General features: G+C 35.3%; 10 protein-coding genes. 2 read left to right on the plus strand and 8 right to left on the minus strand.

Features of this window, described 5'->3' with window-relative positions:
* Positions 1-60 precede the first annotated feature (60 nt).
* From ACQ7EO_RS19950 to ACQ7EO_RS19975, 6 genes are all read right to left on the minus strand, one after another.
* Entirely contained in the window at positions 61-885 is an 825-nt protein-coding gene (locus ACQ7EO_RS19950; RefSeq protein ID WP_434278516.1) for a hypothetical protein, read from the minus strand.
* Positions 886-1,077: 192 nt separating this feature from the next.
* The gene (locus ACQ7EO_RS19955) at positions 1,078-1,575 is read right to left on the minus strand and encodes a hypothetical protein (protein ID WP_434278517.1); all 498 of its coding nucleotides are present in this window, start codon (positions 1,573-1,575) and stop codon (positions 1,078-1,080) included.
* 62 nt (positions 1,576-1,637) lie between these two features.
* Entirely contained in the window at positions 1,638-2,057 is a 420-nt protein-coding gene (locus ACQ7EO_RS19960; protein ID WP_004818543.1) for a PH domain-containing protein, read from the minus strand.
* 135 nt (positions 2,058-2,192) lie between these two features.
* The gene (locus ACQ7EO_RS19965) at positions 2,193-2,816 is read right to left on the minus strand and encodes a PH domain-containing protein (protein ID WP_004718435.1); all 624 of its coding nucleotides are present in this window, start codon (positions 2,814-2,816) and stop codon (positions 2,193-2,195) included.
* Positions 2,817-2,924: 108 nt separating this feature from the next.
* Positions 2,925-3,869, minus strand: a complete 945-nt coding sequence (lpxO, locus tag ACQ7EO_RS19970) for a lipid A hydroxylase LpxO (RefSeq protein WP_004718437.1) — start codon at positions 3,867-3,869, stop codon at positions 2,925-2,927.
* 226 nt (positions 3,870-4,095) lie between these two features.
* Positions 4,096-5,088 (minus strand): hypothetical protein, encoded by a 993-nt coding sequence (locus tag ACQ7EO_RS19975; protein ID WP_434278519.1) that lies wholly within the window; start codon positions 5,086-5,088, stop codon positions 4,096-4,098.
* 432 nt (positions 5,089-5,520) lie between these two features.
* Between ACQ7EO_RS19975 and fadB the strand changes: the two genes are divergently transcribed.
* Together fadB and fadA are read left to right on the plus strand one after the other, a co-directional pair.
* Positions 5,521-7,674, plus strand: coding sequence for a fatty acid oxidation complex subunit alpha FadB (gene fadB, locus ACQ7EO_RS19980; protein ID WP_004818537.1), 2,154 nt, complete (start codon positions 5,521-5,523; stop codon positions 7,672-7,674).
* A gap of 12 nt (positions 7,675-7,686) precedes the next feature.
* Positions 7,687-8,859: an acetyl-CoA C-acyltransferase FadA gene (gene fadA, locus ACQ7EO_RS19985; RefSeq protein ID WP_004718442.1), complete on the plus strand. Its 1,173-nt coding sequence runs from the start codon at positions 7,687-7,689 to the stop codon at positions 8,857-8,859.
* Between the two features lie 36 nt (positions 8,860-8,895).
* Here the strand turns inward: fadA and ACQ7EO_RS19990 are convergent, their stop codons facing one another.
* Positions 8,896-11,817, minus strand: a complete 2,922-nt coding sequence (locus tag ACQ7EO_RS19990; RefSeq protein WP_434278522.1) for an HD domain-containing protein — start codon at positions 11,815-11,817, stop codon at positions 8,896-8,898.
* 163 nt (positions 11,818-11,980) lie between these two features.
* Positions 11,981-12,490, minus strand: a complete 510-nt coding sequence (locus ACQ7EO_RS19995) for a hypothetical protein (RefSeq protein ID WP_434278524.1) — start codon at positions 12,488-12,490, stop codon at positions 11,981-11,983.
* Positions 12,491-12,530 lie beyond the last annotated feature (40 nt).

Below are 12,530 nucleotides of genomic sequence, written 5' to 3' on the forward strand. Positions count from 1 at the left end.
ATTTTTCAAGTCTACTTGAGTGAATTACTTGCGCTTTCTATTGGAACATATCTTGATTTTTCATTTTTTAAAGGGCTGATTCGCAGCTTTATAGGCGATACGGTTCATCCAATTACACGCCAATTCATCAGATTTATGATAAAAAAATTCATTTTGAGGATGATATTTTCCACGATAGTCGTTTCCATCTATTGTGAGCTTTACATTGCTATATAGAGTGTTTTCCTTGTCTTTGAATCGCGTCCAAGCCACATTATTCCAATTTCCTGTTGCTTCTATTTCTAAATCTGCAAATACCTTTGCATCAACGATATACGGTAAAAACTCAATATATTCCTGATTACTATTGGCTGACAAACTTTGCCAACAAATAGAGCCTTTTGGAAATACTTCATTTAGCGAATAACCTAACCCTAAGATTGCAAGTAAAATCTGACCTGTCACACTACTCCTCATTTGACGGATTGGATTATAAATATCATCCGTAATCAATTGCCCAGAGACATCAATTTTCTTATATTGATAGGATAAAACCAAAGGTTGTTCAGCAATATAATTACTCACGGAATATTGTAATTTCGTTCCATCAAATGTTGCAGACTCACCTAGCAAGTATGTATTTTGATCTAATTGTGGTGGGGTAAATGTCGAAATAGCATTTTGTGTTAGATAATATTTTGAAGTTTCTTCTATAGAAGCATCTTGAACCAAGAGATTTTTATTTTCATTAATATGGTAAGTTTTTGCTCCGAATAGTAAGTCAATGCCTCCACCTTGAAATGAATATAGGGTATCAAATTTATCTGATTCGCTTTTTGAATCATCCGATCCACCACAAGCTGTTAAAATTAAAGCATTGATTATAAAAAATATTGTTTTTTTCATTATAGCAGTTCACTCGACTATTTATTTTGAATCATTATTAACCAATATTTCATAAAATCACAAGTGAAAATTGCTTCAAATTTGACTGTTTTTATTTTCATATGGTTGATTATTAACATTATTATAACCTTGCTTAGACCTTATCATTTATCTTTCATCTCTATAAAAAAGCTATTTTACCGTTTATGAAAATCAGGCTTGAGGATGATCTTTATCATGATATTGTCTCATCACTTTCTCTTTATAGACTTTAAATGCATTAAAGCCTTGTGAAAGCACAAGCAACATTTCTGCTGCACTGTTCACCCATACAGCATCATTCAAATCGGGAATATTGTGTTGCTCATGATTAGTAGTTGGGATGAGATACATGGGATTAGTTTGCGGATTGACGATCAGCATTTTTCCAGCCACGCACAGATCATAAATAAAGATGCATTCTTCTTCACTTAGCGTGGCATGGTATATTCCACCTGTAATAGGTTCAGATTGCTCTAATGGGTCTAAATATAAATCACTCAAATAACCATTAAAAGCTAAAGCCTTTTCATTCTGATCAACTAATGCTCCACTGCCTACTTGAGTATGAACATATAATTGATTTTCCGCTAAAAATCTGGCGAGTCCATCACGATCGGCATCGACTATCTCCTGATTTTTTATCCGTATAAACAGTAGAGAAAAGCCCATAATAGGTTCCTTTATGATGATTCTAAAATATTTATCACAAACGATTGCTATTCTCTATTTATTTAAATCTGAGTACGACCGACTTCTACTGCCTGACGGAAGGCCTGTTGATCTCTTGGAGAAACCAAGACCTGTTTGATTTTTCCATCTTTCATATATTCGATTTTCAAACGATCTAGAGATAAGGCAGGTGATGAAATCGAATTATTGGTTTTGCTGATGTTTTGAATATTTGCCAATGGGATATGCCATTTTAAAAATAGACTATGAATGATCAATGCTTCATTTTCAATGATATAGCGTGTATTGAAAACTGGCCACCAAATCACAGCAATAGTTAAAATATACACCGCTGTATGCTCAGGATATTCAACCATAGTGCCTTTTGCATACATGGTATAAAGCAATTGAATCAGTAGACCTGTCATTGCGATTAAAAAGCCTAAAATCCACCAATCAATTTTAGTATGAAATTTTTGCATCACGCTCTTCAAAGTTTCCCCATACAAAATATTATTCTATCTGAATTTCGAGTTAAATATGACTATAAAATCATCAATTTACATAATAAAAAACGCCCTTTCGAGCGTTTTAATTTTTGACTAAATGTCTAAACCTCAATTTTTTAAATAGCGATCAAAAATTTCAGAAAAATCATAATTTTCAATCTGTCGAATACGCTGGTTGGCATAATCTTCAACTTGTTGCGCAGTCTGATTGATAATTTCAGGTAAATTTAAAATTGCCTGTTCACTAAGCTCTCGTAAGTTAAACATTTTCTGCACATTGTCAGTGCTTTGTAATAGCACATTACGTTTACGATTGATCTCTTTGCAAGTTTCACCGATGGTAAATAAAGCTTTATAAAGATCACGAATTTTCTCGATTTGTTTTTTATCAATATCGATAGAGAAATGCTGTTCACCTAATTGGAACTTGATTTCAGCATCTAAATCCACGGTACCTGCTGTTTCTAAAAGTACATTTTTAATTGGATTGTGCTTATACAAGTAGCGATACAGCATACGTTTTTTACTGATGGCACTTTTACCATCTAGGTGCATAAAGGCCACATTGGTAAAGCAATATTCATCTGTTTTACTTTTGATGACAAAGAAAATTTTCTCGTTATCTTCATGAAAAATATAATCATCAATATCTGTTTTATTGAAATCATGTGGCTCAATAATTGTTCCAATATCACTCATACCCATCATTTCTGAGGCTAAATTTTTAAACATTTTGTGTTTTCCAGCGCTTTTATAAATTATGAAAGTAAATTAAAAAAATCGAGCGTTAAACTCAAGTCAAAATTTGTTATTAAAAAACGCCCTAGCGGGCGTTTAAAATCAAATCATTTTTTCAAAAAATGCAATGATCTGTGACATATATGGTCGAATAAAAATCAGGAAGAAAATCCCTAACATCAAGAACCACTTTAAAAAGTAATACAACTGACGATTGGTTTTTTTCAAGGCTTTGGCTTTAATGCGGATTTGGTACACATAACCAAAAACTTTGTTTAACCCCCCTGTTTGATCACCTGCTTCATTTGGAGAACTGGCAGCTGTCATCACTTTTTTACCGAACCAGTGATTAAAGCGCTGCATAAATCTTGTTTTTAATGGACGCTCTACATCAGCAAAAAAGATAATACGATTTTGGTCTGTGGTATTTTCAGCATAATGAATATAGGTTTCATCAAAAACCACGCTTTCACCATCACGCCATGAATAACGCTGACCATCTACATCAATAAAGCAACGATCATCATTTGGCGTAATGAGCCCCAAGTGATAACGCAATGAACCTGCATAAGGATCACGATGGCGCACTAATCGACTATCAGGTGCAAGCTCTGTAAACATTGCCGCCTTAATACTTGGCAAAGTTTTCAGCAATTCAGTTGTTTTTGGGCAAAGCTCTGCTGCTGACGGATGCGCTGAGTCATACCATTTTAGGTAAAACCGTTTCCAACCTGTTTTAAAGAATGAATTAAAGCCTAAGTCATCATATGTACTTGAAGCCTTGATTCCACCTTTGGCATATAACGCTTGCGCCTCTTCACGAATCATTTCCCAGTTTTCATCTAACACTTTTAAATCTTTAAAATGTTGTGTGTCGATATACGGCTGATTCGGCACTTTTGAAAACATATACATGAGAAAGTTAATTGGTGCGAGTATCGTTGAATGGTCAAAAAATTGACGATAAAACGAATGTCGCACTTTACCGCGATTTTGGATATACAAAGCAGAAATCACAAAAATCGCCAATATGATCCATTTAATCATACAGCACTCTTTTCATTAATCAGGTTAATCAAGCAACATGTGCTGATAGAATTTTAAATCTCAAAAAGTGAGAATGTTTCTACAAAGTATAACAAACCTATAAATCAAAAAGCCACAATGACCTAATTGGATGTTTTTATTGATTATTATTAAAAATAAACCAAATTTGTAGAAGTGACTACAAATTTGGTTGAAGTTTTATTAGACAGACATCTAAGTTGTTTTCTTATTTATTCCAATCAATCAGTCTTAAAGAAACCAAAGCTGATGCAGCTTGCGTGTTATATATAAAACATCCATTCTTCAACCGTTCAATATTTAACGTTGCTGTTCTTCTTTGTTTGTCTGTTGTCGCTGCAGCTAGCAGTTTTTCCCATTGTTTAATTTCTTTGGCTCTCGTCCATTCAATTTCACTATCGTAATCAGCCAAATATGTTTTATTTTGATATTTAACCGCAACTGCACTTTTATCCCTCACCCCCGTATCAGTTTCATAAATAGTTGTCCAAGGAACATTTTGCCAATTACCACTTGAATAACGATAAGTTATACCTAATCCTTCATATGTTTTATTCAAATAGTTCACATAGCTAAGATTACCACTATCAAACTCTTCAAATGTTTTATTTAATTCATCATTTGTATTAAAACTAAAATAATCTTGGTTGTTCTTTCTGGAAATAAAACGATAACAGTTACTCCCTTGTGGAAAACGATCATTACCGTATGAAGCTAATAATTTTCGTGCTTCAAAATAACTATTTTCACTATCGAAACCTAAACTACGATAGCCTGGTAAAACTGTATCAAAAATATTTTTTCCTGAGACATTAACTTTTTCTAATTTAAGATCCGTTTTAACATTACCAATTAAGGTTGAGGTCCATGAAGTCATAGAGTTTAGTGCAACTGTATTCGCCGCAATCTCTAGCGGAGTATACAATTTGTTGGCTGTTAATATATATTTTTTTAGGCTCGTATTGGTTGCCTCATCCTTAAACTGTTTATTGAAAATTTCAAAATATTTCATCGTTAAATTATCGGAACCCTTATTCAATGCGTAATCAACGGAGTAATAGCGAGTTCCATTATCCAAACTGTCTTGTGCTGTTGAAGGTTTCGAATTATCTGATGAAGAGTCACCACCACCCCCGCATCCAATCAGGGAGAGTGATAAAAAAATAGCTGTAAATACGAGGTTCTTGTTTTGTGTATTCATAACGGGTTCTTTTTTTAAGCAAATACCAACCAAATATTACATATATAATACAAAACATTCAATATATTATAAAGATTTTCTAAACATATAATTAAATTTCACAGCAATTGACCTAAATGACAAAAAAAATGAATCACTATGAATGGCTATTCTTATTCCTTTTTCTAAAGAAAGGCACAAAGGAATTTACATTAAATAGATAAATTTCAAATATTTATATAAAAAATTTATAAATTTCTTAAAATTTAAAAGCTTAATTTAATCTTCTACTCAAAAAAAATTGATGACCCTTGCGTCACGGCTTGATACAACTTGTTAGGTTATTTTTAGATATAGTTATCGTAAGATTAGTGAAGTCGAAATGTGTGCGGGAATTGCATACACACTTCAAAACATCAACTTAAGAAGTCCTCCAAAAAAGGAGATCAGGGCATGATCCACGCTGGCAATGCCATTACCGTCCAATTGCTTTCGGACGGAATTGCAGAATTCCGCTTTGACTTACAAGGTGAGTCGGTTAACAAATTCAACCGTGCAACGATTGAAGACTTTAAAGCTGCTATTGAAGCTGTAAAAAATAACAGTGAAGTGAAAGGTCTCATCGTTACCTCTGGTAAATCAACATTTATCGTTGGTGCAGACATCACTGAGTTTGGTGAAAATTTTAAGCAAGGTGAAAGTGCAATTGTAGAATGGGCAATGCCTGTTCACGAGATTTTTAACGCTTTTGAAGATCTAGAGATTCCTAAAGTTGCTGCGATCAATGGTATTGCATTGGGCGGCGGTTTTGAAATGTGTTTGGTATGTGACTACCGCGTAATGTCAAATGCTGCAACAGTGGGCTTACCAGAAGTTAAACTGGGTATCATTCCTGGTTTCGGTGGTACTGTTCGTCTAAGCCGTTTGATTGGTATTGACAATGCGGTTGAGTGGATCGCGACTTCAGCAAACAAACGTCCAGATGCTGCGCTGAAAGACGGTGCTGTAGATGCAGTTGTTGCAGCTGACAAACTCCAAGAAGCTGCGATTGATCTTGTTAAACAAGCAATCTCTGGTCGTTTAGACTGGAAAGCAAAACGTCAAGAAAAATTAGAGCCTGTTAAATTAGACATGCTTGAACAAATGATGGCGTTTAACTCATCTAAAGGTGTGGTCCTTGCGAAAGCAAACCCTGCTCAATACCCTGCGCCAAAACTTCTTCTTGATTCACTTCAAGCTGGTGTAAGCCAAAAACGTGATGAAGCGTTAAAAATTGAAGCTGAAGCATTTGCTAAAGCTGCGATTACACCACAAGCAGGTGCATTGATCGGTTTATTCATCAATGACCAAGTTGTGAAAAAAGCCTCTAAAAAACATGAGAAAGGTGCTCACCCTGTTAACCAAGCAGCTGTTTTAGGTGCGGGTATTATGGGTGGCGGTATTGCTTACCAAGCGGCAAGCAAAGGCACACCAATCATCATGAAAGACATCGGTAACCCACAGCTTGCTTTGGGTATGTCTGAAGCGAATGGCTTGTTGACTAAACAAGTTGAACGTAAAAAGATGACACCTGCAAAAATGGGTGAAACACTTGCACGTATCCGCCCTACTTTAAGCTATGACGAGTTTAAAGAAGTTGACATCGTGATTGAAGCAGTCACAGAGAATCCTAAAATCAAGGAAGCTGTGTTACGTGATACAGAAGCAAAAGTTCGTGAAAATACGATCATTGCTTCAAATACCTCTACGATTTCAATCACGCGTCTTGCAAATGCATTGACTCGTCCTGAAAACTTCGTGGGTATGCACTTCTTTAACCCAGTTCACATGATGCCTTTGGTTGAAGTGATCCGTGGTGAGAAAACATCTGAAGAAGCAATTGCGACAACTGTTGTTCTTGCTCAGAAAATGGGTAAAACACCAATCGTTGTAAACGACTGCCCTGGCTTCCTTGTAAACCGTGTATTGTTCCCTTACTTTGGTGCGTTTGACCTTCTGCTTAAAGATGGCGCAGACTTCCAACAAGTCGACAAAGTCATGGAAAAATTCGGCTGGCCTATGGGACCTGCTTATTTGATCGACGTTGTGGGTATCGACACTGGTGTGCATGGTGCTGAAGTTATGGCTGAAGGTTTCCCAGACCGCATGAAGCCTGACTATAAAGGCGCAATCGAAATCATGTACGAAAACAAACGTCTTGGTCAAAAAAATGACATCGGTTTCTACAAATACGAGCTTGATCGTAAAGGTAAGAAAGCGAAATCTATTGATCCAACTGCGTATGAGCTTGTTGCAACGATGGCAACAACTGAAAAGCACGAGTTTGATGCTCAAGAAATTATTGACCGTATGATGCTCGCGTTCTGTAACGAGACTGTTCGTTGCTTAGAAGACAACATTGTTTCTACTGCTTCTGAAGCAGATATGGCAATGATCATGGGTGTAGGTTTCCCTCCATTCCGTGGTGGTCCAGCGCGTTACATCGACCAAACAGGTGTTGCTGAATATGTTGCGCTTTGCGACAAATATGCACACTTAGGTAAGGCTTATGAAGCGCCACAAATGTTGCGTGACATGGCTGCAAACAACAAAAAATTCTACGGTTAAGGAGCAACGTGAATGGCTACTTTAAATCCACGTGACGTTGTCATCGTTGATGGCGTACGTTCTGCAATGGGTAAAACCAAAAACGGTATGTTCCGCAATGTACGTGCTGACAGCTTATCTGCTGAATTGGTTCGTGCTTTAGTTGCTCGTAACCAGTTTGATGTCAATGAAGTTGAAGATTTGATCTGGGGTTGTGTCAACCAAACCCTAGAACAAGGTATGAACATTGGTCGTAACATCGTGTTATTGGCTGACTTGCCGAAGACTGTTGGTGGTCAAACTGTAAACCGCCTTTGTGGTTCTTCTATGCAGTCAATCCATACGGCTGCGGCGCAAATTGCAACCAACCAAGGTGATGTATTCATCATCGGTGGTGTAGAGCACATGGGTCACGTTGGTATGATGCACGGCATCGACCTTAACCCAGAAGCATCTAAGCATTATGCGAAAGCATCTAACATGATGGGCTTAACTGCTGAAATGTTAGGTCGTATGAACGGCATTAGCCGTGACGAACAAGATGCGTTTGGTGTTGAATCTCATCGTCGCGCTTGGGCTGCAACTCAGGAAGGTCGTTTCAAAAACGAAATCGTGGGTGTTGAAGGTCATGATGCCAATGGCTTCAAAATCCTTTGCGACATCGACGAAGTCATCCGTCCAGATGCAAACCTTGAAGCATTCAAAGCGTTACGTCCAGTATTTGACCCTAAAGGTGGTACTGTAACTGCTGCGACTTCTTCTGCATTGTCTGATGGTGCATCAGCAATGTTGTTGATGTCTGCTGAACGTGCTCAAGCTTTAGGTCTTAAGCCACGTGCTGTGATTCGCTCTATGGCGATTGCAGGCTGTGATGCTGCGATTATGGGTTATGGTCCTGTTCCTGCAACACAGAAAGCGCTTAAACGTGCTGGCTTAACGATGGAAGACATCCAAACCATCGAGTTAAATGAAGCATTTGCTGCTCAAGGTCTTTCTGTAATGAAAGGCTTGAACATCTATGACAAGCAAGACAAGATCAACTTAAACGGCGGTGCGATTGCATTGGGTCACCCATTGGGTTGTTCTGGCGCACGTATCACCACGACATTGTTGAACGTGATGGAGCAACAAGATACACAAATCGGTCTTGCAACGATGTGTATCGGTCTTGGTCAAGGTATCGCGACAATTATCGAACGTGTTTAATATTTAGTTAAATACTGAGATAAAAAAAACCCCCGCTTATTGCGGGGTTTCTTTATATTTATCAATCTCAACAATTAATTTCTGATATAAATCCTTATATTCTTTTACATTAACTAAATCATTTTTTCTATTCGCGACATAAGCACTCAATTTATCTAAGTCTAAAAGTTCAATTTTATTATTCATATTTTGGTAAGGTGATAATATACCTAGTTCATCCAAATACTCTTGATGCTTAAAGAGGAGTTTGTTGAATTTTTTTAATAAATTTAGCTTATCACTACTATTATTCAAATACTCTGTATATATAGTATTAGATTTCATCTCATAAGTATTCTGTCTTCTCAGGCTCACCCATAGAATTTGGAATACATTATCCTCTTCATGAGTATAATATAAGTCATTTTTTTCCCAAACTGAATCATTATATTTACTATTAGGTTCAATAGATTTACTATAAAATTTTAGACTAAAAGGCTCAGAGTAGCGGTATGAATTTTCTGATAACCTTAAGATATAAATATTATATTTTTGCATATGGCAAAAGTTATCCAAAGAGTATAACATCAACTCATCAAAATATTGCCTTCCCTCTAAAACAATAAAATCATCAAATAACTTTATTAATTTGTCCCTTTTAGATTGATAATCTTTCGAATTAGCATTTATTTCAATTATATAAAATCCATCTTGACTTAAAATATCTTGTACTTGATGCCCATTTATTATTTTACTCTCCCACTCCTTTGACAGTTCAAAATCAATGTTATAATCAGCACAATAAGTTAATTTTAGAAGATCAGTTTCAAATGTTTTAATTTTAGAAATATGTTTTTCAAATAATTCTTTTAAATAATCCGCATGGCGAGATTCAAAGTCCACATTCCAAAAATCTCTACTTATATTCAAAATTTCTTTAGCATTACTACCATATATATCAACCACATATTCAAAATAACTATAACTATTAAGACCATAACGTCTATGATCATTTATTTCTACTTTTTGACCTTTAAATAAAAATTCATATCTACCCTCATTATTATTAGTTTTAGATTTGATATAAAATGCTACTTGCTTGTCCTTATCCCAAATCATATCTGGTATTACTTTTTTTACAAATCCAAAAGTATAAATTGGTGCATTTTTTAAAATTATCTCATATATTTTTTCTTTTTGATAATCACACCATTTTTTTTCAAAAACATCTATATCTATCAAATTAAAATCTTTAATATTCTCTATTTTCTCTAAATTAAAATTACTTCTGATATAAAAATTTGTCGTTGTACCAACCTTTCTAGTATCACCCATATTTTTTGTGATAAAACAATAACCTTGCTTTCCACCTAAAGGTGAAAACATTTCAACATCTAAACTCTCATGTGAAAAATAGTTATACGTATTAAATCTAATGCTTTGCATTTCATCAGGTAATTCTTTTGTAAGTAGAAAAGCGCTATGTAAACCTATGCCAAACTCACCCGAAGGTCGCATCCACTGAGGCATTTCATTTATAATTTTCTTTTTATGAATGTTTTTGCTCGATCCTGCCATAGTTTGCATATAGCTAAGATCAATCATACTCATTCCAACACCTTGATCTATAATCTGAAACTGCCAAATACTATCCAATGTTCCTTCAATATTTTTAACCTTATTAAGTTCTAATCGAAGCGGATATTTTTCGAGAATTTTTAGAAAGTCTTCATGGTAAGGATGTAATTCTTTAAGAATTTCTTGATCTTCTTCAAGCCATATTCTTAACATTGTCGCATCAATAGAGTTTTGAATAAGTTCCCGATAAATACTGTATTCATCACTATACAAGTTTGCTCCTTGTAAAAGCTCCATAGCATTTTTTTCATCCAACTTAAATTTCATTGGCTTATTATTTAGAAGTAATTTTTCTTTCTTAACCCCATTTTCGTATTTCACTTCCATTTTTACATCTAATTGTTCGATAGTAGGTAATGAGCCAAATTTCAAATCAGGAACAATTAAATTCCATTGTGACATTTGGTTTTGGAATTCTTCTCGTATCCATCCAAACCAATTTTGTGTTTCAACATAAGACATTTCATCAGGACATTCTGCTACAAGTTTCACTGTCCTTTTATCAAGTTGAAATTCACGTAACGATAAATGTTTATCATGATGATGTTTACTCACAGAAGGCATATTACTGACATGCTTTGCCATGACAGGGCAAAAACGGTTATCATCCAAATCAAATAAATCGCCTAAACGAAGTAAACAACCAATAAAACGTGGATGACAATCCTCCGTACCCAAACCAGTTTGTTTATAAGGAATTGTTTCCATCAAAGTATCAAAATTCATTCCATGAGAAACACAAATTTGTCCTAAATAGCGGTATATTCTATTTGGTAAAAGTTCAGTTCTAGGTGAAGTTATTCCCAAATCCTTAAAAGGATCCTCAACAATTTTACCAACGCGCTTGTCATGTCCGCGTCTAAACCACTCAGCCACTAATTGACGATACTGTTCAATTCCATCAAAAGGATGATCTACAGTTCCAATTGCTGATAACCAATTTTTTTCAACATAGGCTTGGCAAAACTTTTGAAGATCATGCCCTTTTTCATTTGCGATCGCTTGGATCATGAAATTAAAATCGGGATTTGAATGCACTTCTTTTGCATTTTTGGCATCAACTAGCATTCCAACATCATGCCAATATGCTGCTTCAAGAATTAACCATGTATCTGTAGCACTTAATAATTCAATATCGTTACCTAGAATTCGTTCAATATTGACTAAAATTTGCTGTGAATGTGAAGCATTATGATTGCTAAAATGTGGATAAAAACCACCAATATTTTCTAAAGCTTTACCTACAAGCTTTTGATCGAATTCCCACTGCGACAGTAAAATTTTTACATTGTCATCTTCTTCACATTTCTTTTTTAAATGGGCAATTAAATTAGTGCTCATAGCTATTCATCAATTATTATAAAGTTATTGATATACTAACAAATATTCTAATTAAATCACTATTTAGACGATTATTCTTTTCACTCAAATTTTAGATTCATACTCAACAAAAAGCCAATCAACAGATTGGCTTAATGAAATAATCAAAATTTTAAATAACGAATCACTTCGGTAAGCCACTTCGCCATTTATCACCTAACATCAAATCTAAACGGTCAGCATCGATATTCAACTTAAATGTTCCATTACGTACTGCTTCTAAGGCTTTCTCGCGATTCATCCCCATCGAAAGTGGCTCCATCATGGTAAACAAACCTGATGTTGGGTCAGCGGACTGCAAACCAGCAGCCACAGCTAAAACATACTCTCTGAGTAATGGTGAAGAAATTTGATTTATATTCGGTTCAGAGGCTTTGGGCTGCATATCAAGCACAGCAAAATTATCGCCTATCACATAATTTTGGATCTCATTCTCTTTTTTAATGATCTGATGCTGTAATGCTTTACGTACATCCTTATCTTCTTGATAAGGAATAACACCTACAGCTTCTTGACGCAATTCAGAATCCGCCATCACTTTAATGGTAGGCAATGAGGCAACTTCTTCTGCCTGTACAGTGGGTAACCAAACAGAAAGAGCCGTTGCAAGTATCGAAACTTTGATAAAGTTCATACATTTCACCTAAAAAATAAATCATCCTATAAATTCAATA

It is taken from the genome of Acinetobacter sp. CE-15, assembly GCF_051059255.1.
Taxonomy (GTDB): domain Bacteria; phylum Pseudomonadota; class Gammaproteobacteria; order Pseudomonadales; family Moraxellaceae; genus Acinetobacter; species Acinetobacter guillouiae.

What these genes read in the sequence shown, in the direction of transcription:
- ACQ7EO_RS19950 (WP_434278516.1), bottom strand. Translation starts at nt 885, where the DNA reads ATGAAAAAAACAATATTTTTTATAATCAATGCTTTAATTTTAACAGCT.
- ACQ7EO_RS19960 (WP_004818543.1), bottom strand. Translation starts at nt 2,057, where the DNA reads ATGCAAAAATTTCATACTAAAATTGATTGGTGGATTTTAGGCTTTTTA.
- fadA (WP_004718442.1), top strand. Translation starts at nt 7,687, where the DNA reads ATGGCTACTTTAAATCCACGTGACGTTGTCATCGTTGATGGCGTACGT.
- fadB (WP_004818537.1), top strand. Translation starts at nt 5,521, where the DNA reads ATGATCCACGCTGGCAATGCCATTACCGTCCAATTGCTTTCGGACGGA.
- lpxO (WP_004718437.1), bottom strand. Translation starts at nt 3,869, where the DNA reads ATGATTAAATGGATCATATTGGCGATTTTTGTGATTTCTGCTTTGTAT.
- ACQ7EO_RS19995 (WP_434278524.1), bottom strand. Translation starts at nt 12,490, where the DNA reads ATGAACTTTATCAAAGTTTCGATACTTGCAACGGCTCTTTCTGTTTGG.
- ACQ7EO_RS19955 (WP_434278517.1), bottom strand. Translation starts at nt 1,575, where the DNA reads ATGGGCTTTTCTCTACTGTTTATACGGATAAAAAATCAGGAGATAGTC.
- ACQ7EO_RS19965 (WP_004718435.1), bottom strand. Translation starts at nt 2,816, where the DNA reads ATGTTTAAAAATTTAGCCTCAGAAATGATGGGTATGAGTGATATTGGA.
- ACQ7EO_RS19990 (WP_434278522.1), bottom strand. Translation starts at nt 11,817, where the DNA reads ATGAGCACTAATTTAATTGCCCATTTAAAAAAGAAATGTGAAGAAGAT.
- ACQ7EO_RS19975 (WP_434278519.1), bottom strand. Translation starts at nt 5,088, where the DNA reads ATGAATACACAAAACAAGAACCTCGTATTTACAGCTATTTTTTTATCA.